General features: G+C 43.6%; 20 protein-coding genes. 10 read left to right on the top strand and 10 right to left on the bottom strand.

Going from position 1 to position 24,423, the window contains the following annotated elements:
- Positions 1-45 precede the first annotated feature (45 nt).
- Entirely contained in the window at positions 46-714 is a 669-nt protein-coding gene (locus ACE38W_RS18595) for a response regulator (protein WP_375833058.1), read from the top strand.
- A gap of 258 nt (positions 715-972) precedes the next feature.
- Here ACE38W_RS18595 and ACE38W_RS18590 read toward each other — a convergent pair whose 3' ends face one another.
- A complete protein-coding gene (locus tag ACE38W_RS18590; protein WP_375833057.1) occupies positions 973-1,122 on the bottom strand; it encodes a hypothetical protein in 150 nt (49 codons plus the stop codon).
- 323 nt (positions 1,123-1,445) lie between these two features.
- Here ACE38W_RS18590 and ACE38W_RS18585 point away from each other — a divergent pair, with 323 nt between their 5' ends.
- Genes ACE38W_RS18585 through ACE38W_RS18570 form a run of 4 tightly spaced genes read left to right on the top strand, consistent with a single transcriptional unit; the run spans position 1,446 to position 7,272 of the window.
- Positions 1,446-3,347: a DNA topoisomerase IV subunit B gene (locus tag ACE38W_RS18585; protein ID WP_375833055.1), complete on the top strand. Its 1,902-nt coding sequence runs from the start codon at positions 1,446-1,448 to the stop codon at positions 3,345-3,347.
- Between the two features lie 24 nt (positions 3,348-3,371).
- A complete protein-coding gene (locus ACE38W_RS18580; protein WP_375833053.1) occupies positions 3,372-4,268 on the top strand; it encodes a DUF1835 domain-containing protein in 897 nt (298 codons plus the stop codon).
- Between the two features lie 49 nt (positions 4,269-4,317).
- Positions 4,318-4,722 carry a hypothetical protein gene (locus ACE38W_RS18575; protein ID WP_375833051.1) on the top strand — a complete coding sequence of 135 codons (405 nt, stop codon included), beginning with the start codon at positions 4,318-4,320 and terminating at the stop codon, positions 4,720-4,722.
- A 15-nt stretch (positions 4,723-4,737) separates the two neighbouring features.
- Positions 4,738-7,272, top strand: a complete 2,535-nt coding sequence (locus tag ACE38W_RS18570) for a DNA gyrase/topoisomerase IV subunit A (protein ID WP_375833048.1) — start codon at positions 4,738-4,740, stop codon at positions 7,270-7,272.
- Between the two features lie 132 nt (positions 7,273-7,404).
- On the opposite strand, the gene ACE38W_RS18565 is transcribed toward ACE38W_RS18570, so the two are convergent.
- From ACE38W_RS18565 to ACE38W_RS18525, 9 genes are read right to left on the bottom strand one after another with little or no spacing between them, the layout of a single operon-like run.
- Entirely contained in the window at positions 7,405-8,430 is a 1,026-nt protein-coding gene (locus ACE38W_RS18565; protein WP_375833046.1) for a hypothetical protein, read from the bottom strand.
- 26 nt (positions 8,431-8,456) lie between these two features.
- A complete protein-coding gene (locus ACE38W_RS18560; RefSeq protein WP_375833043.1) occupies positions 8,457-8,978 on the bottom strand; it encodes a D-glycero-alpha-D-manno-heptose-1,7-bisphosphate 7-phosphatase in 522 nt (173 codons plus the stop codon).
- Positions 8,979-8,994: 16 nt separating this feature from the next.
- Positions 8,995-9,696 carry a nucleotidyltransferase family protein gene (locus ACE38W_RS18555; protein WP_375833040.1) on the bottom strand — a complete coding sequence of 234 codons (702 nt, stop codon included), beginning with the start codon at positions 9,694-9,696 and terminating at the stop codon, positions 8,995-8,997.
- A complete protein-coding gene (locus ACE38W_RS18550) occupies positions 9,693-10,268 on the bottom strand; it encodes an SIS domain-containing protein (RefSeq protein WP_375833037.1) in 576 nt (191 codons plus the stop codon). The genes ACE38W_RS18555 and ACE38W_RS18550 overlap by 4 nt, the downstream gene beginning before the upstream one ends.
- Positions 10,269-10,282: 14 nt before the next feature.
- A complete protein-coding gene (locus tag ACE38W_RS18545) occupies positions 10,283-11,305 on the bottom strand; it encodes a dehydrogenase (RefSeq protein WP_375833034.1) in 1,023 nt (340 codons plus the stop codon).
- Positions 11,306-11,332: 27 nt separating this feature from the next.
- Positions 11,333-12,475 carry a glycosyltransferase gene (locus ACE38W_RS18540; RefSeq protein ID WP_375833032.1) on the bottom strand — a complete coding sequence of 381 codons (1,143 nt, stop codon included), beginning with the start codon at positions 12,473-12,475 and terminating at the stop codon, positions 11,333-11,335.
- A gap of 40 nt (positions 12,476-12,515) precedes the next feature.
- Complete coding sequence (locus ACE38W_RS18535; RefSeq protein ID WP_375833029.1) at positions 12,516-13,469, bottom strand: glycosyltransferase family 2 protein; 954 nt, start codon at positions 13,467-13,469, stop codon at positions 12,516-12,518.
- A gap of 39 nt (positions 13,470-13,508) precedes the next feature.
- Positions 13,509-14,006: a DUF4199 domain-containing protein gene (locus ACE38W_RS18530; RefSeq protein ID WP_375833026.1), complete on the bottom strand. Its 498-nt coding sequence runs from the start codon at positions 14,004-14,006 to the stop codon at positions 13,509-13,511.
- A 36-nt stretch (positions 14,007-14,042) separates the two neighbouring features.
- Positions 14,043-15,305 carry a dihydroorotase family protein gene (locus ACE38W_RS18525; protein WP_375833024.1) on the bottom strand — a complete coding sequence of 421 codons (1,263 nt, stop codon included), beginning with the start codon at positions 15,303-15,305 and terminating at the stop codon, positions 14,043-14,045.
- A 161-nt stretch (positions 15,306-15,466) separates the two neighbouring features.
- Between ACE38W_RS18525 and ACE38W_RS18520 the strand changes: the two genes are divergently transcribed.
- The 5 genes from ACE38W_RS18520 to ACE38W_RS18500 all read left to right on the top strand — a co-directional run bounded on the left by ACE38W_RS18520 (position 15,467) and on the right by ACE38W_RS18500 (position 24,412).
- Positions 15,467-16,414: a HEAT repeat domain-containing protein gene (locus ACE38W_RS18520; RefSeq protein WP_375833021.1), complete on the top strand. Its 948-nt coding sequence runs from the start codon at positions 15,467-15,469 to the stop codon at positions 16,412-16,414.
- 59 nt (positions 16,415-16,473) lie between these two features.
- Entirely contained in the window at positions 16,474-18,633 is a 2,160-nt protein-coding gene (locus ACE38W_RS18515; RefSeq protein ID WP_375833019.1) for a DPP IV N-terminal domain-containing protein, read from the top strand.
- A 372-nt stretch (positions 18,634-19,005) separates the two neighbouring features.
- On the top strand, positions 19,006-19,557 hold the full coding sequence (locus ACE38W_RS18510) for an RNA polymerase sigma-70 factor (protein WP_375833017.1): 552 nt from the start codon (positions 19,006-19,008) through the stop codon (positions 19,555-19,557).
- A 3-nt stretch (positions 19,558-19,560) separates the two neighbouring features.
- Positions 19,561-20,673 (top strand): FecR family protein, encoded by a 1,113-nt coding sequence (locus tag ACE38W_RS18505; RefSeq protein ID WP_375833015.1) that lies wholly within the window; start codon positions 19,561-19,563, stop codon positions 20,671-20,673.
- A gap of 76 nt (positions 20,674-20,749) precedes the next feature.
- Positions 20,750-24,412, top strand: a complete 3,663-nt coding sequence (locus ACE38W_RS18500; RefSeq protein WP_375833013.1) for a SusC/RagA family TonB-linked outer membrane protein — start codon at positions 20,750-20,752, stop codon at positions 24,410-24,412.
- The last annotated feature ends 11 nt before the right edge of the window (positions 24,413-24,423 follow it).

Raw genomic sequence — 24,423 nt, 5'->3', positions numbered from 1 at the left:
ATACATTTGTTACTATAACATCTAAGTGTTAGAATTACTTAAAACATGACGGTATACTCAAAGAAGAAGTCCCAGGATAACATGGATATTATCTCTATTGCTATAGTAGAGGATAACCATGATATTCGCACGGCTATGGAATTGCTGATTAATGGTTCTGACGGATATGCCTGTGTTGGCACTTTCAATAATGCAGAAACCGCTTTGGAACAGATCCCTCATTTATTACCAAATGTAGTGTTGATGGATTTCAACTTACCGGGAGGTATGAATGGTATTGAATGTATTGCGCGATTAAAAGCGGAATACCAGGATATGCAGTTTATGATGTTGACGGTTTATGAGGATGATGATAAAATCTTCAATGCATTGGAAGCTGGCGCTAGTGGTTATATTCTGAAGAAAACCTCTCCGGGAGAATTACTGGAAGCTATTCGTGATTTACATGAAGGTGGCTCACCGATGAGTTCACAGATTGCGAGAAGAGTGGTAGCATTTTTCCAGAAGCAGGCGAAACCTAATCCGGCGCTGGAGGCCCTGACTACCCGTGAAAAGGAAATCCTGGATCAGTTGTCCAAAGGCTTCCTGTATAAAGAAATTGCGAGCAATTTATTTATTAGTATTGAGACAGTGAGAAGGCATGTCCACAATATCTATGAAAAACTGCATGTACGCAGCAGGACTGATGCAGTGAACAAGTATTACAACCGATAATTACTGTACTACATAAGTAATAAGAAATTGAAAGGCATTGATTTATTCAATGCCTTTCTGTTTTTAACCAATTTCGTATTTGGTATACCAGTAAAACCATTGCGGCAATCAACAGACAAGCCAGTTTAAATAATAAACTAGTTTTCATAGGGAACAGGATTAAAGATGAAAGTATCTTAATCTGTCATAGCCATGCTGAGCGACCTAATTTCAATTCAGTAGGTAAAGCCGGTTAATTGGAATAAAAAATATAAGAAGTTAGCGCATCATCTGCCATTTATCGAACTTGCGGATGAGTCTGAGAAATTTATTTCCTACGTTATTTTCCTGCTCTTTGCGGATATAGCGGCTGGCAATAAAGGCTGCAACTATGAGCAGCAGGGAAAGGATAAGGCATAGTGTTTTCATAAGGACATTGGCTAGGATTTCAAAAAATAGGTATATTGTAAAGATATCTTTCTGAAAAACTATTATTTGTAGATGATTGTTTTATTAAATAATTCGTCATCTACAGTAGAAATTACAAGAAAAGGCTATCTTTTGTAAATATAATAATATATGTTATATAACCAATATTACGCATACATTTTTTTATTTATTTAAGTTAGACTTGGGTTGATTCGCTGAATCCATTATTTTTGCCAGTAATCTGGTTTTGCTAAAAGATTTAGTAGAGATGACAGCCGGATTTGAGAAGAAACAGTATAAATATAAGGAAACTTTAATATATTATGGCAAATACGGACAAAACGGATAATAAGGATCTATTTGCTTCCTATACGGAAGACTCCATACGGTCGCTGGACTGGCGGGAGCATATCCGCCTCCGTCCTGGTATGTATATCGGTAAGCTGGGCGATGGTTCCAGCATGGACGACGGTATTTACATTCTTTTGAAAGAGGTAACCGACAACTGTATCGATGAGCATACAATGGGCTTTGGTAAGCAGGTAGATATTAAGGTAACGGAGCATAGCGTAACGGTGAGAGACTTCGGGCGTGGGATTCCATTAGGTAAAGTAGTGGATGTGGTGAGTAAGATCAACACTGGTGCCAAATACGATAGCAAGGCGTTCCAGAAGTCGGTGGGCTTGAATGGTGTGGGTACCAAAGCAGTGAATGCTTTGTCCAGCTATTTCCGCGTACAATCCGTGCGTGAAGGAAGAATGAAGGTAGCAGAGTTTGATCGTGGCGTTTTGATAAAAGATCATAAAGAAACGGCTACAAACGAAGAGAATGGCACCTTAGTGACCTTTACGCCTGATGATACTGTATTTAAGAACTACCGTTATATTCCTGAATTTCTGGAGAACCAGATGTGGAATTATTGTTTCCTAAATGCGGGCCTGACGATCAACTTCAATGGTAAAAAGTATATCTCCAAAAATGGTCTGCTGGATTTATTGCAGCGTAAGACGAATGATGATGACTTGCGTTATCCTATCATTCACCTGAAAGGAGAAGATATTGAAGTGGCGATTACCCATGAAAACCAATATGGGGAAGAGTATTATTCCTTTGTGAATGGGCAGCATACGACACAGGGAGGTACGCACCTGGCGGCATTCCGTGAGGCATTTGTGAAAACGGTACGTGATTTCTACAAAAAAGATTATGATGCTACTGATATCCGTGCTTCTATCTGCGCTGCTATTGCAGTAAGAGTACAGGAGCCGGTGTTTGAATCGCAGACAAAAACCAAACTGGGTTCCCTGACAGTGTACGATGGCGGTCCTTCTATGAAGGCTTTTGTACTGGACTTCCTGTCTAAGCACCTGGATGATTTTCTGCATAAAAATTCAGCAGTAGCGGATGCGTTGAAGAAACGTATCGAGCAGAGTGAAAGAGAGCGTAAGGAATTGGCAGGTATTAAAAAACTGGCCAACGAGCGTGCGAAGAAAGCGAACCTGCATAACCGAAAACTGCGTGACTGCCGTATTCACCTGAATGAGGAAGTTACGGGTAAGGACAAAGCAGAACAGGAAGCACGCAGATTAAATACGACGATATTTATTACGGAGGGGGATTCTGCAAGTGGTTCTATTACTAAGTCTCGCAATGTGGAAACACAGGCGGTATTCAGCTTGCGTGGTAAACCTTTAAATAGTTTCGGTCTGACTAAAAAGATCGTTTACGAAAATGAAGAGTTCAACTTGCTGCAACATGCCTTGAATATTGAAGAAGGGCTGGAAGGGCTGCGTTACAATAATATTGTAGTAGCAACTGATGCTGACGTGGATGGTATGCACATCCGCTTACTGATCCTCACATTCTTCCTGCAATTCTTCCCTGATCTGGTGAAGAACGGGCACGTATATATTTTAGAAACACCGTTGTTCCGTGTACGTAATAAACAGGAAACCATCTACTGCTATAATGAAGAGGAGAAACAGAAGGCGGTTAAAAAGCTGACTGGTAAACCAGAGATTACCCGATTTAAAGGATTGGGAGAGATCTCTCCGGAGGAATTCGGCAGATTCATCAGTGATGATATGCGTATAGAACCAATCATTTTGTCTAAAGACATCCATATCCAGAAACTGCTGGAATACTATATGGGTAAGAATACACAGGCAAGACAAGAATTTATCATTAATAACCTCCGTTACGAGAAGGATCTCGTGGAAGAATAGTTTGTCAGGTAATTTAGAGATTGTATGAGCTTAAAGCATATTGTGTTTGGTCTGTCATCTGTGCCGGTATTGGCTGAAGCCATTGGCATGGATGAAAAAATGCAGGGAGATGTTCTGTGTTTTGAAGATGACCTGTCCGTAGGACCTTTGTTCATCCTTGATACGAAGGAAGGGCAAGCGGGCCGTCGTCAGTGGTGGCAGCAAATGCAGGGCACAGCGCCTGCTGCGGCTACAACTGCCGATATGTTTGAAGAAGCGGCTGCGCCGGTAGTGGAATCAGCACCTGAAATACCTGGTGATGAGGATCGTTTCCGAGAGCTAAAAACAATGCTGAAAGAGGATCCTGAATTAGAAATCTGGATCTGGGCCGGACAAAACTCAAAGGACGTAACCGGCTATTTCTGGTTGGTCAGTCAGTTGTACGACTTCTCTGGTCGTGTTCATATCATCTACCTGAACAATCTTCCTTTCTTAAATGAAAAAGGGGCGGTATTTTATCCTACTCATCTGCATCAGATACTTCCGAAAGAATTCCTGAAAGCTAAGAAACTTGCCCGCCCTGTGTCGCTGGCTGAGTTTGAGTTGGATGGCGATGAGTGGCATCGCCTCATGAATGAAAATGCTGGAATTCGTATACTCGAAGGCGGTAAAAAACTAAGAGGAGAGCCGGCAACATTCTATGATAAAGATTTGCAACTGCAGGCAGGTAAAGAGTTTACTAAAGCCTGGCGTATAGCCAATCAGGTGGGAGGTAAGCTGAAATATCCGCTGCCAGAGCATTTCCTTGGTTGGCGATTAAAGGAGCTGGTACGTGAAGGAAAACTGGAAAGCAGGGGAGAGCTCAAAACTGTGAAAGATTTTGAAATTAAACAACCTGGTGGCGAAGAAGCAACCGCCACAGTACCGGTAGAAAATGCCTAGCAGTGCGTCGCCAGTAATTAGAAAGATATATTAAGCCAGCTTTATTACTATGATCGAAATAACGCCAGTATCCCTGCAGGGAGAAGATGAAAGAGGTAGTAATTATATGTGGAATAGCCAACGTACTGGTGATTTCATGTTGTGTTACAGAAATGCAGGCAGTAGCAGTGGCCAGCATTATCATGAAGGTCATAGTGATAATAAGAATCCTGAGATCATGTATCTCTTCAGTGGAACAGCCGAAATACATTGGTGTCCGCTGGATGGTGATGCAATTGTGATTACGGAGATAAAGGCGCCTTGCCGGGTAGAAATACCTATCCTGGTATGGCATCAGCTCATTGCTGTAACAGACTGCTGTTTTATAGAACTCAACTCCATGGATGATGTACGAAAAGATAGTGTACGTGTATGGAGAGAGGATTTTGAAAAAATGATAAAAGTAAAATCGTAAGAGTAATAAATGGATATGGAAAATCAAACAACAGACGAATCTCTGCATAATGTCACGCATGTCGGCGGTATGTATGAGAGCTGGTTTCTGGATTATGCTTCCTACGTAATCCTGGAACGCGCGGTTCCCAGCATTGAAGATGGGTTGAAACCCGTTCAGCGCCGTATCCTGCATGCCATGAAGGAAATGGATGATGGCCGCTTCAATAAAGTGGCTAACGTTATCGGACAAACGATGCAGTACCATCCGCATGGTGATGCTTCCATCAGCGATGCCATTGTAAACCTTGGACAGAAAGATCTGCTTATAGAAACACAGGGTAACTGGGGAGATGTAAGAACCGGTGATGATGCGGCTGCGGCCAGATATATTGAGGCTCGCCTCTCTAAGTTTGCACTGGATGTAGCATTCAACTCTAAAACTACCACTTGGCAGCAGAGCTATGACGGCCGTAAAAATGAGCCGCTGGCACTGCCGATGAAGTTCCCGCTGCTGCTGGCACAAGGTGCAGAAGGTATCGCAGTAGGTCTGTCTACTAAAATATTACCACATAACTTTAACGAACTGCTGGACGCTTCTATCAAATACCTGAGAGGGAAAAAATTTGAGTTGTTTCCTGACTTCGCCACCGGCGGTATGGTCGATGTAGGCAACTACAACGACGGTAAACGTGGAGGTAAAGTGCGTGTTCGTGCACATATTGAAGAGAAAGATAAGAAAACCCTGCTGGTAAAGGATGTGCCATACGGTGTTACCACTACCCAGCTGATGGAGTCTATCGTTAAGGCCAACGACAGCGGTAAGATCAAAATCCGTAAAGTAGTTGATAACACTGCTAAGGATGTTGAAATTGAAGTGCAGCTGGCACCAGGGATTTCTCCAGATATCACGATCGATGCATTATATGCGTTTACCGATTGTGAAATTTCTATCTCCCCGAATGCCTGCGTAATCGTGGATGATAAACCGCAGTTTATCACTGCCTCGGATCTGCTTAAATCTTCTGTTGATTATACCAAAGAACTGCTGAAGCAGGAACTGGAAATTAAATTGGCAGAACTGGAAGATAAATGGCATTATACTTCCCTGGAGAAAATCTTCTTCGAGAAAGGTATCTATAAAGAACTGGAACAGAAGCATAAAGACTGGGAAGCTGTGCTGACGGCCATCGACAAGGCTTTTGCTCCATATAAGAAAAACCTGAAACGTGCCATCGTTAGAGAAGATATTGTTAAACTAACGGAGAAGCCTGTACGTAGGATTTACCGCCTCGATATCAATGAACTAAATGAGCAGATCAAAGGAATTGAAGGCGAAATTAAAGAGGTAAAACACCATCTCGCTAACCTGGTAGACTACTCTGTAGAGTATTTCGAAGGACTCCTCAAAAAATATGGTAAGGGCCGTGAACGTAATACAGAAATCAAAACCTTTGACACCATTCAGGTACAACAGGTGGCGATTGCCAATACCAAAATTTATGTGAACCGTGCAGATGGATTTATCGGTACTTCCCTGAAGAAAGATGAATTTGTTGCAGATTGCTCTGACCTCGACAATATCATTGTATTCCGCAAAGATGGTAAGATGCTGGTGACCAAAGTAGCTGATAAAACCTTTGTGGGTAAAGATATTATTCACGTAGATGTATTTCGTAAAAATGATGAACGTACTACCTACAACATGATTTATGTAGAAGGTAAAACAGGCGTCAGCTACGCAAAACGTTTCAATGTTACGGGTGTAACGCGTGATAAAGAATACGATCTGGCACATAAAGGAGAAAAGAACTCCAAGGTACATTACTTCTCTGCTAACCCTAACGGAGAAGCAGAAGTAGTAACCATTAAGCTTAGTCCGAACTGCTCCGCCAGAAATAAAGAATTTGATCTGTTCTTTGAAACCATTGCGATTAAAGGGCGTAACTCCATGGGTAACCAGGTAACTAAATATCCTATCCGTGGTGTGAAATTCAAAGAGAAAGGCGTTAGTACACTGGCAGGACAAAAAATCTGGTATGATCCTGAAACCGGCCGACTGAATACCGAAGAAAGAGGTGTATACATCGGTAGTTTTGAAGGAGAAGATAAAATCTTCGTGGCATTTAAGAATGGTACCTATGAGTTGACAAATTATGAGTTAACCAACCGTTACGAATCTAACGATGTCGTATATATTGAGAAGTTCAATCCGGATAAAATCGTTACTGCTATTTATTTTGATGCAGACAAAAAACAGTTCAATGTAAAACGTTTCCGCATTGAAACGCAAACCTTGAATAACAAGTTTGTATTCATTAAGGAAGGACAGGGCAACTATCTGGAAATGGTGACTACGCATACACAACCAGTGGTATTGCTGAAAACTGGTAAAAAACGTAATCCAGAAGAAGAGGAAATCAACCTGGCAGAGTTTATCGAAGTGACTGGCTGGAAAGCAGTGGGTACAAGGATTGCCGGTGATGATCTGATCAGTGCAGAGTTACTTTCTGAAGATGAAGATCCAGATCCGGAAGATGATAGCAATGTACAGGGAGAATTATTCGCTTAATATTTCCCGCAGAGAGGCAAAGGCTTGTATTTTGTTTCTTCAGCATAATTTCTGCCTGTGAAACAGACGGAAAGAACAATAAAAAATCCCCAATGACTGAAGTCATTGGGGATTTTTTATTGAACAGATAATTTATGACTTAGTCGTTTTCTTTTTTTGCGGAGTAGGAGCTGGTGCAGCAGTACCAGTGCCTGTTGCTTCCTCATAGCTCTGCGGATTGGTCATGCTTTTCTTTTTCACGTCCATTGGCATCGGAACGGGTGCTCCTTTGCCCATAGGGATGGCATCGTGGAAGATTTTATCTACATGCATCCATTTTCCCATCATCCATTTGAAGCCTTCATAATCCATATCGGATACCATGGTGTGTTTTTTTTCCGGCTCATTGGATTCTGATACCAGGTGATCGTAGATAATCATGTCCTTTTCTGGCTGGAAGTTCAGGCTAATGGTACTTTCCTTTTTGTATTCGAGTATAAAGCGGTTTTTACCAGGTTTGGGCGTACTGTCTTGTGCAAAGCTGAAATACGGCCCGCCGAATACAGGTTTCCCATCTTTGAATGTCAGCATGTCCACGATTTTTTTCTGGCTGCGTGGGTTATTAGCGTCCCATCCAAAGAGGGTATAAAATTCCTGGTTAAAATAATGGCGCTGCTCAATATGATAATAGAGGCAACCATACCAGTATTTATTATCGGTGATAGTGTCTGTGTTGGTCATGTAATCGGAGGCATCGAAGAGCGGAAACAGTTTTAATTGTCCGTCTGGAGTATTCATTTGAATAGCGCCAAAGTGGCGATAGAAGCCATTTTCACGTTCGAGTGCCCAGGAGAAAATACGGAAGCTGCTATCTTTCGGGTACTGTATCGATATGGTGCGCAGTGAGTCGAAAGGAAAGCGGAAAGAATGCTTGTTTTTCAGGGCTTTCACCAGTATGGGAATAAACTCATCGCAGGCATGCTGGCGGCCTTCATCTCCTTTGCCAAGGAATATCTCCTGGCTAAGCTTTTTCAGGGTGTCCTGGTAATGTTTAAGGCTGGTACGGGCCGCGGGCTCCAGTGCTGGTACTCCGGGTGTTGTAGCCGGAACGCGGCTTTGCGCCTGACTGGTATAGGTAGCGCTGCTAAGCAGCAAGAATAAAATCAGTTTTTTTACCATACTTATTATACGGTTATGCGCTTAATTTATTGTATGGCCCTGGCATAATCGAGCAGGGTATCAAAGCGTTCGTCTATCAGCGGATGAGGCAGGGTGATTTCAGGATGCGTGGAAGCGATGAAAACAGTTTTCATGCCCAGGTTTCTCCCAAACTGCATATCACTCATGGAGTTTCCTACGATTGCTGCATCGGTAAATGAAATATCGGGATATTCCATCTGTGCCATATAGGCCATGCCAGTTTGTGGTTTACGGCAGGGACTATCATTGTTGACTTCAGGACAATAGAAGATTTTATCTATGTGACCACCGGCTTTCTGAATCTCCACCATCATTTTGGAGTGAATGCCCTCCAGGCCACTGTGAGTAAGGAGTCCGCGGCCAATGCAACGTTGATTGGTAACGATAATAATACGATCGAATGCTTTTGTTAGGAGAGGCATGGCTTCCAGAACGCCGTCGCTGAAGTGGAACATGTCCCAGTTTAGTACGTATCCGTCTTTTATTTCATCGTTGATAACACCGTCTCTGTCAAGGAATAAAGTCATAATACTGATAACAGATTTATTGCTCGTACTTATTTACGAACGCATAGTAATCGTCAGGAATACCGATGTCAATGAAGTAAGCATCACTGACAAAACCGTATAGTTGTTTTGATGCTGCCAAAGGTTCCAGTACTTCTTTCTCGAAGGAGAATTTCAGGGGTAGGCCAAGGCTTTTCAGGAAGCTGGCGCTGGTTATGTAGATGCCTCCGTTGATCAAACTCATATCCACTGTGAATCGTTTTTCGCGGAACTCGAAAATTTGCCCCTTATTGTTGATGGCTACAGTACCGTATCGGTCGAACATCGTCATTGGCTTCAATGCCAGGGATAAATTGCTATGGTGGCTAGTATGGACGCTGTTTAACCCAGGCAGATTGACATCGAAATAGGTATCTCCATTAACGATAAAAATATTATCTCCTTCTACTTTATCTAATGCGTACATGATACCACCACCAGTTCCCAGGGGTTCTGGTTCTGTGGCAAAGGAGATACGAACAGGCTGAGGATTGTTATTGCACCATTCTATCACTTGTTCTGCCATATATCCAAGAGAGAGAATTACATGCGTAATTCCTTGCCGGTGGAGATATTGCAGGAGAAAATAGAGAAAAGGCTGGTCGCCAACGGGCGCCATACATTTGGGCTTGTCTGCTACTGCATCACGAAGTCTTGTTCCCAAGCCTCCTGCCAGCACAATACATTCAGTTGGCGTCATGAAAAGAGGTTATTTTCAACTATTTCGCAGATGATATGTCCGACGGTGATATGTGCTTCCTGGATACGTGGCGTATCGGTGGATGGCATATTGAGGAGGAAATCACTTCCTTCTTTCATTTTTCCGCCTGTTTGTCCAGTCATGCTTACTACGATCATACCTTGTTCTTTGGCCACTTTCATGGCTTCGAGGATATTACCGGAATTGCCGGAAGTGGAGATGCCTATGAGTACGTCGCCGGGACGACCGATACCGCGGAGGATACGGGCGTATACCTGATCGTAGCCGTAGTCATTACCTACAGCGGTCATATAGGAGGAGTTGCAGTGTAATGCTTCTGCGTAGAGTGGTGTACGGTCTTTATAAAACCGGCCGGAGAACTCTGCAGCGAGGTGTTGTGCATCAGCGGCGCTGCCGCCGTTGCCACAGAAAAGAATTTTATGGTCAGCTTTCAGGCTGTTGGTGATTGTTTCGGCCACCTGGTGTATGGTTTCCAGCAATTGTTCGTCCTGGCATATTGCCTCTTTCACGGAAATGCTGGCTTTCAATCTATTCGCTATTTCTTGCTTCATCTGCTAAAGTTAAGTTAGATGCTCCAGGTTTGAACACCATTATTGGTAAAATGGTAACGTTTAACATCTCCTCCGAATTTATTGAGGGCGTCTACTACGGCGAATCTGGTATTTTTCGGGCAGTAGAAAATCATGAAACCGCCGCCACCTGCGCCGGAGATTTTTCCTCCGCTGGCCCCTGCTTTACGAGCAGCATCATAGATTTCGTCCAGTTGGGGGTTGGAGATACCGTGGGCCATTTTCTTTTTCTGTTCGAAGCCATAGTCGAGGATATCACCGATTTTATCGATGGTACCTCTGAGCAGGGCTTCTTTCATCATTACTGCCTGTTCTTTCAGGTGATGCATGGCAGCAATGCTATCGTCTTTTTTCTCGTTTACGTTTTTCTGTTGTTCAGAGATGATGGTAGAAGATAAGCGGCTGGTGCTGGTATAGAAGAGCACGAGGTTATTTTCTAATTCATGTAGGTAAACGTCTTTAATGCGGAGTGGGTTTACGATCACTTTATCGCCGGAGTAGAATTCCATGAAGTTGACCCCCCCAAAGGTGGCGGCGTATTGGTCTTGCTTACCGCCAGCCTGTTTAAGGTCTTCTCTTTCGATGGAGTATGCCAGATGTGCCATGTCGTACTCACCCAGTGGGAGTTTGAGCCATTCTGCGAATGCGCCAAGTACGGCTACTACCAGTGTGGAGGAGGTACCGAGACCTGAGCCTGGAGGTGCATCTACGTAGGTGGTGAGTCTGAATCCGGACGGTAGTTTGCCGTAATCCTGGAAGATACGGTTTACAACACCTTTGAGTATGTCGAGCTTACCATCTAACGGTAAGGGATATACGGCGTCGTAAGAGAGGGATTCTCTTCTGTCAGCAGATTCAAAAATAACTTTATTCTCTGTCAGCGGTTCAATGGAAGCGCGGGCATATAAAGAGATGGTAGCATTGAGGATAGCGCCGCCGTATAAGTCTGAATAAGGACTTACGTCGGTGCCGCCACCGGCAAGGCCTATACGTAGAGGAGCTTTACTTCTGTAAATCACGCCAGGAATGGGTTTAGATATTTGTGTTTAAATTTCGTCGGCTAATTTATGAATTTCTGTGGCGAGGCGGTGCCAGGAATACTGTAATTTTTCTTTCTTCACAGCCTCTGTCATATCTGTTTCGCGATGGTCGGTGTAGTATTTCCCGATGGCGGCGGCGATGCTTTGTGGCTCGGGATCCGCCTGAAAACCTACTATACCGTCGGGCACCATTTCTGTGAGTCCACCTACTTTTGTGACCACCATAGGTTTATTGAAATGGTAGGCTATCTGTGAAATACCGCTCTGGGTGGCACTCTTGTAGGGTTGTACTACCAGGTCGGCGGCACAGAAGTAATTTTTAACAGCTTCCGTAGGAATGAAGTCGGTGTGCATGAGCACACGGTTGCCCAGTTGCAGTTCTTCCAGCAGTTGCTGGTAAGGGGCTGGATCTTCATAATATTCTCCGGCTACGATAGCATGTACGTTCATGTCCTTCATGCGCTCATCAGCCATGGCTTTGAGGAAGAGGTCCAGGCCTTTATAAGCGCGGATAAAACCAAAGAAAAGGACATATTTTTTGTCTTGCTGTAGTCCAAGGTTAGCCCTGGCAGTTTCTTTGGAGATATGTTCCCCATAGTTATCGTAGATAGGATGGGGGATGAGGGAAGCAGGTTTTGTTGGTTCAAACACGCGGAGATCGTTGAGCACAGATTGGCTCATAGCGATGAATGCATCTACGGGTTTGAGAAAATATTTTGTGAAAGGAATATCGCCGGGGCGTTTTTCGTGTGGAACAACATTATCCAGGATAGAAATCACTTTGGTATGCCCTTTTTTCTTTCCTATGCGGAGTAGGGTACCAAAGGCAGGGCCCATGATGGGCAGCCAGAATTTCACGAGGATATAATCCGGGTTCATTTTCCGGATCCTGCGACCTACTTTGATCCAGTTCAGCGGGTTAACAGAGTTAACCAATCGTTTGATACGAAGATGGCTTGGTGCTGGATCAGTGGAGTATTGGCTTTTGCCGGGAAAGAGGAATTCAGGATATTGGACGGTGAACGTGAATATTTCCACGTCGTGGCCTTCCTGCTGCAATTCTTCGGCGAGGCGTTCGTTATAAGCAGCCAGCCCACCCCGGAAAGGGTAGGCTGTGCCGACAATCAATATTTTCTTTTTCTGAGCCATTGTATAAATCGTTCGCGGCCTTAATGGTGGCCGTGTGGCATTATTTAGCGTTGTTCATTCTTTCCTCTACGAGGTAGTGATTACGTTCGCTGGCGTTTCTTGTTACCAGTTCTCCGATAAATCCGGTGAGAAACAGTTGTGAACCTATGATCATGCTCAACAGGGCGAGGAAGAAGATAGGTCTGTCTGTCATGTTATATTTATCGTAGAAAATTTTAGCGAGGCTGAGATATCCGGCGATAATAAAACCCAGGAAGAAAAACAGGGAGCCCAGGGCGCCAAAGAAGTGCATGGGCCTTTTACCAAATTTGCTGATAAACATGATGGTTGCCAGGTCGAGGAAGCCATTTACAAAGCGTTCCAGGCCAAATTTGCTGGTACCATATTTACGAGCGCGGTGTTCCACTACTTTCTCGCCGATGTTACGAAATCCGTTCCATTTGGCGATTACAGGGATATAGCGGTGCATCTCCCCGTAAACTTCTATGGACTTCACGACTTTTTTGCGGTAAGATTTGAGGCCGCAGTTCATATCGTGCAGTTTTACGCCACTCATACGTGTGGTGGTGTAGTTATAGAGTTTGGAGGGAAGGTTTTTGGTAACGGCGTTATCATAGCGTTTCTTTTTCCATCCGCTGACGAGGTCGTAGCCGTCTTCTACAATCATTTTGTAGAGTTCGGGGATTTCGTCCGGACTATCTTGCAGGTCGGCGTCCATGGTGATGACTACATCACCTTGAGCGGCGGCAAAGCCTTCGTTGAGGGCTGCTGACTTGCCGTAGTTACGTTGGAATTTGATGCCTTTGATGCTAGGGTTTTCGGTACCGAGTTGCTGGATTACCTGCCAGGAGTTGTCGGTGCTGCCATCATCTACCATCCATACTTCGTAGGAATAGTTATTGGCTTGCATGACACGGTCTATCCAGGCTGCCAGCTCTGGTAATGATTCTTCTTCGTTTTTTAAAGGAACGATGACGGATATGTTCAACTTCATTATTTTTCTCCTTGATATTATTGCGGTCGGCTGATGGTTTTATTGTGGCCGGCCTTGTTGCGCTTTTGGTGCAATTCCTGCGCCAATCAGTGAAGCGATTAAACCAGCAATAAGGTTACCGAAGAGCGCAACACCGATTACCAGCGGATAGAACATTTTTTTGGTTAGTTCAAGCGCTGTATCAATCTGGTCTTCTGTTAACCTATGGTCAGCTTCCATTTGTTTACGTGCAGCTTCCATCGCTTGTTCTTTTACATCCGGGAAAATAGCCAGGAAAACTATGCTCAGCAAGATGCCGATGACAGTAATAACAGCGGTTGTTTTGAAGCCATTGGCAAAAATGCTACCGAAAGTCTGGCCTGGATTCTTCTTACCATAATCCTGGCAAGAAAGAATAACTGCGACAACGAGTACAGCGAGGCTCACATAACCGGTCCATTTTTCCTGGTTCAATTTTGCAAAATAGAAGCCCAGGGAGAGTACAAACTGGATCAAAGCAGCGGCAACGCCGTAAGCAATATGGTTTTTGTTTGACATAGCAACAAAGTTTATTTAGATGTAGGAATAAATGACTTACTTACTAGTTACTTGCCCGTTATTCACTATAGCTACAGGTTTACCTTTCAGGGCAGCTCCAATATACGCTGAATTTTTGGACCTGGAAGCAATATCCGCTTCTGTAAATGTCCATTCCTGGTCAGGATTGAAAATGGTCATATTGGCTACGGCGCCTTCCTGGATGGCCGGGAGGGTAATACCGAAGATCTGACGAGGTTTATCTGTGAGCATGGTCAGCAACTGTTCAAGTGGTACTTCCGGCAGGTGTTTACGTAACACGCCGAAGGTACTTTCCAGGCCGATCATACCATTTTTTGCATATTCAAACTCCAGCACTTTAGCGTCCCAGTCCTGTGGCAGATGGTGGGTGGCGAAGCAGTCGATGATACCGTCTTTCACGGCATCCTGCAGTGCTTTGACATCATCCGCGGTGCGCAGTGGAGGATTTACTTTAAAATTGGAATCATAGTCCATGAGCGACGCATCTGTCAGGGAGAGATGGTAAGGCGCTACGGAGCAGGTTACCTTGATACCATCTGCTTTGGCTCTGGCAATGAGTTCTACAGATTTACGTGTAGAGATGCCCGTTATATGGAGGCGGGAATCGGTGTATTTTGCCAGTTCAAGATCACGCTGGATGATGAGTTCTTCGGCGAGCGCAGGTTTTCCTGGCATACCGAGGCGGGTAGAGTAGATACCCTCGTTCATCAGGCCATGAGCGGAAATGCTGGTATCATCTGGCAGCTGGATCAGCGTACCGTTGAAGGCTTTAATATACTGTAGCGCTTTTAGGAGCAGGCCGGGAGACTGTATTGGTTTCCAGCCGTCGGAGAATGCGACAGCCCCTGCTTCATGCATTTCATACATTTCTGCGATGCCAGCGCCTTCCAGATTTTTGGTGGCGGCGCCAATCGGGAGTACGTTTACAAGGCTATGGCGCGACTTACTAATTACGTATTCGATTTGTGGTTTGGTATGCAGGGCTGGTTGGGTGTTAGGTACTACCATCACAGTAGTGTAACCACCTTTGGCCGCTGCCTGGATACCGCTGAGCAGATCTTCTTTATGCTCCTGGCCTGGGTCGCAGAAATGAGAGAAAATATCCATCCAGCCCGCAGAAACATGCAGGTTGTCGCCTGAAATTACAGTGGCATGGCTATCTTCCAGGTGATCAGCGATCTGATGGATGACGCCATTTTGAATGGAAATGTCTTTTTGCTGCCCGTGGAAGGGAGAAGAAGGCGCTAAAATCTTTACGTTTTTGAGTAATATGTGCATCTGTATGTACTGAGCTTTATATCGAAACCAATCCAAAAATACAGTCGCAAATGTAGTATAAAACTGTTAATCGGAGAGGGCCAACTATACAATTAAGCTGATACATCCATGTTGGTATGGTTCTTGAAAATGTTAAGGTAGCAGATCAAAAATCTATAGCGATGGATTATTTAACAAACCTAATCAACAGGATATGCGACCGCTCAGATCAGCTTCACGATTCTCAGACCATCAGCTGGCAGGCACTCAGGGAGGCAGAACAACTGGCCAACCACGCCTATATTCCTACTTTATATCAGTACATTGAAAATGAACCTGATAAAGAAAAACGCCGGGCTGCAGGTTATATCATTGCACAGTTAGCCCGCAATACCAACGAGCCTGAAGTAGTAAGATTCCTAATAGATCGCCTTCGTATAGAACAAGATGCAGATATGGTTACCGGTATTCAGCAGGATTTGGAAAGAGGATTACCTGTGCCCGGATATATCAACATCCAGCCTCTACTCAATAATACCCTCAGCAGTAATGTGAATGTAAGAAGATCAGCGCTGCTGGCGCTTCGGCAGACGAAAAACCCTGCTGTAGAAGAATGGGCGTTGCAATTATTGCAACGGACTGTAAATGAGTATGATATATATTATATAACCCTTCTTTTACATAAGATTGCCTCCCGTAAGAGTCTGACTGCCCTTAGAAAGTTGCTGGAGCATTCCAGGCAGGATATCCGTAGTATGGCATTTGCCACCATTGCTGATATAGAAAGAGAGAAAGAAGTGATGTTCTATACCCGCAACCTGATGCGGGGGCAACTCAAAACGGAGGCCATGGAAGCCATTTATAAATATGGCGACGAAAATGCTATCCAGGCCGTGATTAACAGGGTGACAGACCTTTTATCAAAAAAACGCACTAATGTGCCCCATCTCAATATAGACGCGGTGAAAAGCGGCTTTACAGATTTGATGTTAGGCCTGGAATATCTCTGGAAATTTAGGACTGCAAAAGCCGAGGTACGGAAAACCTTTTCCTGGATAAAAGAGAAACGTGCCGACTATCTCCTTCCGGAAGAACAGGAATGGATGCAACGCAACTGGCAAGTGACCTGATTTTGCGCTGGTAAACAGGGCCGTTTTGGTTACATTCGCATCCTAAAACTGTAAAAAGGATGAAAAAAGCGTTCCTAGTGCTTTTGACTGGATGTGTGATGAGTGCCTGGCAGCATACCTATGCCCAGCAACGGATGTACACCATGTCGGAAGCTACCAACGGGCTTCGCATGGAGCTGGCCCCTGAAAGACTTAAACTGTTTGAATGGGTGCCCGGCGAACAAGCTTATACCAGGATGATCACTGGCAACGGTTCCAGCGCCTGGGTTAAGTACAGCCTTCCGTCCATGAAAGCCGATACCCTGCTTACCGCCGCTACCCTGAATCAGCAACTTTCCGGCTCAAGAACACTTAGCAATCTGCCTACATTACATTGGGCCAACAGCTCCAATGCCTGGTTTGCCTTAGGAACCCAACTTTATACCGTTACCCAGAAAGATGGCAAATGGACTGCTGCCAGCTGGTGCGAACTGCCTGCCGGCGCTGAAAATATAAGTGTAAATAATAAAACCCGCCAGATCGCCTGGACCGTTAATAATAATCTCTATCTACGCACAGCAGATGGTCAGACACAGACAATCACCAACGACAACGATATCAATATCGTAAATGGTAAAAGTGTACACCGTGATGAATTTGGTATCAACGGTGGCATCTTCTTCTCTCCAAACGGCGACCTGCTGGCATTCTACCGTATGGACCAGCGCATGGTGAACGATTATCCCATCATCGATTGGTCTGTTACACCTGCGAAAGCAAATCTTATTAAATATCCAATGGCTGGCGGTACTTCTCATGAAGTAACACTGGGCGTTTACCAACCATCTACACAAAAAACAGTATTCCTGAAAACAGGCCTGCCTGCAGATCATTACCTAACCTGTGTTACCTGGGCGCCTGATCAGCAATCTGTATATATCGCCATATTAAACCGTGAGCAAAATCATCTCTGGTTAAATCAATATAGTGCTACTACCGGTGAACTGGTAAAAACATTGTTCGAAGAAACAGATCCTAAATATGTGCATCCTAGTCATGCGCTTACTTTTGTTCCTGGAAAAAATGATCAGTTTATCTGGTATTCTGACAGGGACGGCTATACGCACTTATATCTCTACAACACAAATGGCCAATTACAGCGCCAGCTGACCAAAGGCGATTGGGTAGTGAATGATATACTGGGTTTCCAGGCTGCTAATGAGGTGATCGTTAGCACTGCCAAGGAAAGTCCTATGGAGAAACATCTGTATGCCGTGAACCTGAAAACCGCTGCCATGCGCCGTATCGACGATGCCGCCGGTTGGCATGAATCACAGGTGAGCACAGATGGTAACTATTTGTTGGATACCTACAGTTCTGCGAATGTGCCTGCTGTAGCGCAAATCCTGGGTGTTAAAAGTAAGTTCAAACAAACCCTTATCGAAAGCGCAGATCCTCTCAAAGCCTTCAAGCGCCCTGAGATTAAGAATGTAACGCTGAAAGCAGATGATGGCACACCACTTTACGGCAAACTGATTCTGCCTACAGATTTTGACGCCAGCAAAAAATACCCGGTAATTGTGTATCTCTACAATGGCCCGAATGTACAGCTGATCAAAAACACTTATCCTGCCAGTGGAAACCTCTGGTATGAATACATGGCACAACATGGCTATATCGTATTTACTATGGATGGTCGTGGTAGTTCAAACAGAGGAATGGCTTTTGAACAGGCTACTTTCCGCCAGTTAGGAACAATGGAAATGAATGATCAGTTGCAAGGTGTGGCTTACCTGAAATCTTTACCGTACGTTAATGCCGACAAAATGGGCGTGCACGGCTGGAGCTTTGGTGGCTTCATGACCACTTCACTGATGCTGCGTCATCCGGATGTGTTCAAGGTGGCGGTAGCAGGTGGTCCGGTGATCGACTGGAGCATGTATGAGGTAATGTATACAGAGCGTTATATGGATACGCCGCAGGAAAATCCACAAGGCTATGCGGATAATAATCTGCTGACAAAAACCAAAAATCTGAAAGGACACCTGATGTTAATTCATGGTACCAACGATGATGTAGTGGTATGGCAACATTCTATCAAATTCCTGAAATCCTGTGTGGATACGGGTACGCAGGTGGATTATTTCGTATATCCGGGACATTTACATAATGTACTTGGAAAAGATAGGGTACATCTGATGCAGAAGATTACTGATTATTTCGACTTATATCTGAAGTAAGATATCCTTATAGTGATAAAAAAGAGCAGGTCATTCATTTTGACCTGCTCTTTTTTATTATATACTGATACAATTCTCTCCCAAAATTTCTGTTTTACCTCGTTAACAAAAAATTTTTAAAAAAATAATGATTTGCCTTCACCCTTTTTTACCATTTCGTTGCCTATAGCATCGGTCAGCGCCAAATGAGGGTTTTAAATCAGTAGCGAGCCTTAGGAAGCTATAGCCAGGAGTCATGTGTAATAACTATTTTAATGAGATAGTAAGTGGTAACTATTTCAATCATGCATAAAGCAGGAAAAGCTGATGATAGAAATTAACCAGGATTTATTTCTACTTTGTGGCCATATAAACAGAGGTGGAAAATGGATTATGTATCAACCAAATACAGGTGAAGCGGTTTCTTTTGAGGAACAGTTCAGGCTTCATTATCGATTCCTATGCACAGCCGCTTTTTATGTAGTGAACGATGCAGAAGCTGCCAGGGATATAGTGCAGGACTTCTTTCTCTATTGCTGGAATAAACGGGATATTATCCAGCTGACACACGACTTCAGAAGCTATGCTTTGAAGGCTATCAGAAATGCTTCGCTGAATTATATAAAACAGTCGGATAAAATGACACTGCAGGAAACGCATGTGATGGAGCATCTATTGCACAAGTTTCCTTCGGCAGATTTGGATGAGGAAGAGCGCCGTAATGCGGCTTTATGGGCTGCTGTGTCGAAGTTGCCGGAGCAGCGCAGGCGGATTTTTCTGATGAGTACCCGCGATGGTATGAAATATAAAGAGGTAGCAGCGGCACTGGATATCTCTATCAATACTGTAAAAACGCAGATCAAACTCTCTTTACAGTTTTTACGAAAGGAATGCGGCTGGATGGCTAAGTTGACCACTTTAGTAATCATCTTATCAATGATTTAATATATGAATGATAAGGATAATGAATTGGGGATAGATTGGGATAAGATACTGGATGCGATGGAAGAGAATCGTATACCGGGAAGTCTTACGCAGGAGGAGTTGGAGCTGCTGGCAACTGCAAAGGAAATGCAGGCAAGGCTGGGAGCTGATCAATTCTCTCTTGAAGATGGCTGGGCGTTATTTGAACAACAACGTCAACAGAAGAGAGCGAAAATATTTAGTCTGCTGAAAGTAGCGGCAGCTGTGCTGCTGATGATAGGAGCAGGATGGTGGATATTATCATCTTCAAAATATACACATACCAAAGTGCAGCTGGCAGATCAGCTGCCATCCGGAAAGGTGCAGCTGAAGCTCGGAAATGGTAAGGTAATTACCATCGATAAAGATACGCAAGTGCTGCAAAGTAGCACGGCGAAAGTAGTTGCCGCTCAATCAGCCATTGTATATGAAGCGGATAATAATGAAACAGCTGCCAGTATTGATACGCTTGATATTCCACGTGGGATGCAGTTTTCCCTACGTCTGGCAGATGGAACCAAGGTTTGGTTAAACGCCGGTTCACGTCTGATTTATCCTGCGGCCTTTCAGAAAAATACCAGAGATGTATATATTAAAGGAGAGGCTTATTTCGATGTGGCTGCTGATAAAAATCATCCTTTTATCGTACATGCAGGTGATGTGGATATGAAGGTTTTAGGAACCGCTTTTAACGTAAACAACTATACGAATAATGTGGTGGCTACGCTGGAAAGTGGCAGAATAGCGGTAGAGAAAAAAACGGGCGTTGTATTACTGGAGCCTGGCCAACAGGCCGTTTACAGTGGAACGCGCGGCGATATTGGAACGCAGTGGGTAGAAGTAAGTGCTTATACTGCCTGGAAAGATGGAGAGTTGTTTTTTGAGGATGCTACGTTACAGGACATCACCACCATTTTAGCGAGAAGTTATGATTATGATTTTCGTTTTGAAAATCCTTTGACATCGAAAAATAAATTTACACTGAATATGACAAGGACACCTGTATTACAGGATGTATTAAACAAAATCACGCAGAGTGATCATAAGATCAGATTTCAGATAAAAGATAAAACCGTTACAGTATTATATCAACCATAAAACACGTGCTGGCATAAATACAGCTCGAATTCACTACAACGGATAGTTGTTTAGAAAAATCTAAATACCAGACTAAATGCGTAAAATTATTGGCATGTCCTTCTTACGGAAGGGGCGGGCTTTGTATGCCTATTGCTTACCTATTCTGTTTATCTTCCTGTTACTACAGGGAACTACAATCTTTGCACAAACCAACCAGATTTTCTTATCGCAAAAGTTTTCCTATAAGGTGAATAACCTGCCTATGGGTAAGGCCTTGAAGGAACTGCGCTTAAAAACTAAATTAAAGCTCACTTACAACACAGAGCTGATCAGTCATCAACCTCCTGTAACTATTGATGTAAAAGATATTTCATTAGGGGAGTTGTTAAAGAAAATATTATCCAATACAAATCTGGTATATGAGGTAGATCCTACAGGTGGTATTACCATCTATGAGAAGGAGTCAACGTCGGCCACCAATATACTGAAGGAAAGCCAGCAGAGAAAAACAGCAGTTGTTTTGATTGGAAGGGTTACTGATCCAAGTGGTAATCCCTTATCTGGCGTGAGTATCCGGGCCAGTGAATCTAAGTTAATGACGGTAACGCAGCCCGACGGCCTTTTTACTATGGTGCCTTATCCTAATGAAGAAATCATCTTTTCCAGGATTGGTATGAAGTCGCTGGTATATAATGTAAAGGCTGGTGTTGAAGGACTAATCGATTTTAAAATGGATACCATTGCCAGGGAAATCAAAGAGGTGGTGGTGAATGGTTATCAGAAAATAGATCCACGTATGGCGACGGGTTCTGTGTTCAAATTAAAGGCAGCAGATATCATACAACCTGGAGTTACCAGTGTAGATCAGATGTTGCAGGGAAAAGTGCCTGGTATGATGATCATAAATACCACGGGTAGTGTGAATGGAAAACCTACCATCCGTTTGCGTGGAACGTCCACATTACTGGGAAATGCCCAGCCACTATGGGTGATAGATGGGATGATCCGTCCTGACCCGGTAGACATTTCTTCAGCGGTATTAAACAATATGATCAGCAGTGCTTCTCAATCGAATTTTGAATTGATGGGAAACGCAATAAGCGGATTGAATCCCTACGATATTGAAAGTATCACTGTACTGAAAGATGCTGCGGCTACTGCCATTTATGGAACCAGCGCGGCGAATGGCGTAATCGTGGTGACTACCAAACGTGGTAAATCGGGGCCTATGCAAGTGACATATAATACCAATATAAGTTATACGGGTCGGCCCTCTTACAATAGATTGAATTTGATGAATTCAAAAGAGCGTTTGGAATTTTCCAAGGAGATGCAAGAAGATGGAATTGTAAATAGTGGTATAACGACTGGTGTAAAAGAAAACATTTCCTATGAAGGCTTGCTGCAGGATTTATATGCAAGGAATATTGATGAGGCGACCTTTAATCAAAAAGTGGCAGCCATGGAAACCCGCAATACGGATTGGTTTAAGCTTCTTTTCAGAAGTCAGCTGAGTATGCAGCATTCATTGAGTGTAAGCGGGGGAAATGATAAAACCACTTATTATGCCTCATTGAACTATGCTAATTTTTACGGATCTGCTACCAATGATAATAAGAAAATGTATGGTGGAAATGTCAATCTTCATTCGCGTTTGAGTAAGCGGCTGACTTTGGATGTTACGCTCAACAGTAACTACAGTAATTCTACCGGTTATTACAGGTCGGCTAATCCATTGGGATATGCTTTGCAAACCAACAGGGGATACAGTCCAGACGCTTTTTATCCAATGAGAAGTTCAGTCAATGGCGATTCCTATGGCTACCTTGATATCAGGAAGCAGTTAAATGCTTTGAATTTTAATATCCTTAATGAAATAACGCATACAGAAAATACCAGCACTTCCAATTCAACCAGCATGAATGTGCAGTTAGAATATAAGATTGGCCACGGTTGGTTGTTCCGTCACAATTCGAGTGCTATCATTAATAATGCCAGTGGCATGTCTGCGGCTGATGACAAGTCCTATTACATTGCCAATATGAGAGGGTGGAATTATGGAGAGACTCCTGACAGCAAGAGTCAATTTTTTCTCAGTTCACCCATTCCTTATGGCGGTATTGCTGATATGATCACCTCTGCCAGCAGAACGTTGAGGATGGTCAATACATTGGATTATAGCACCAGTGTATTTAATAACAGGGACCAGGTCAATTTTTCTATTGCTAATGAAATAAGCAGCCTTAAAAGTAACAGCATCTATTCCACACAGCCTGGTTATTTTCCTGACAGAGGTAAGGCGTTCTTTCCTGCGGATGTATCCAGGAAGCAGATAAGTAATACTACTATTATGAATGATCTGCAAAACACCGTTTCAGTATTAGGCACGGCAGCATATAATTTGATGAACCGCTATATTTTTAGTGGAACGATCAGAAGCGATGGATCTAACCGATTCGGTCAATATTCCAACGGAAAATTTTTACCTAACTACAGTATTTCCGGGCGTTGGAACGCCGCAGCAGAAAAGTGGTTCCCGGTTGGTGCTGTTATCAGCGATCTGGGATTCACCGTATCTTATGGAACACAAGGGAATGTGGTAAGTGCTGTGGGGCCTGAGCTCATTGCCACATATGCGGCAAATGGAATGGGGGATACCTATACCAATGTCCCATATCTGCGTATCAAAACATTACCATACCCTAATCTGCGCTGGGAAAAAACCGGGCAGTGGAACTTTGGTACGAACGCATTCTTGCTGGATGGACGCCTGACATTATCAGTTGATTACTTCCGGAAAAAAACCGTAGACGTATTGGATAATATAGATATTCCACTGGAATACGGGAGACGGATGATGTACAGAAATGGCAGCGACTTATTCAATAGTGGCGTGGATGTTTCAGTTAATGCTACTATTATCAGAAGAAAGTATACCAGATTTTCGATGAGTTTTATCGCTGGTAAGGTTATTAACCGTGTATCTGATCAGGCCTATCTCAGTAACTATGCTTACCTGTTTACCGGAACCGGACACCTTGCAGGCAAGGCGGTATCAGGGTTCTATTCCTATATATTCAAAGGCTTAGATCATAATACCGGATTGCCAACTTTTGATAAAATGAACCAGGCTAAAACTAGTATCCCGGATTCATTTCTAGTGTATTCCGGACAGACCTTTCCTAAATTCTCAGGTAGTATCACGCCTAGTTTCACTTACAAATCTTTTTCTATCAGTGCAGCTTTCTATGTTAGTCTTGGCAGTAGCAAACGTCTGAATGATCCTTACCTGAAGGCAATGGAGGTAGGCGTTCTTCCTGCACCTTATACCAATGTGACACGCGATTATTTTAATCGCTGGAGAAAACCTGGTGATGAGCAACATACCAATGTTCCGGCAATGATGGGTATGGTACCGTATGAAGACTTTATAATTGTGCCATATGCTACGACGGATGCTCAGGGATTACCATTAACCAATAAGGTTAATCCTTATACAGCATATAATTTATCGGATATAAGAGTGGTGCGCAATGATTATCTCCGCTGTAATGCAATCAATATCAATTACGGTATCCCGGCATCTTTGCTGGCGAAATATTACATAAAAGGGGCTTCTGCTGGTTTCTCAGTAAATAATGTATTCACCATTGCTAACAAGCAGCTGCATGGTCAGGACCCTGAAATTGACGGTGTTGGAAGCTCTGCACTGCCAAGGATGAGACAATATGCCTTTTCATTAAACGCGACATTTTAACAAAATATTTA

It is taken from the genome of Chitinophaga sp. Hz27 (assembly GCF_042263525.1).
Classification (GTDB): Bacteria; Bacteroidota; Bacteroidia; order Chitinophagales; family Chitinophagaceae; genus Chitinophaga.
Note: the sequence above shows the minus strand (reverse complement) of the source record. Positions and strands in the feature narration are given on the sequence as shown.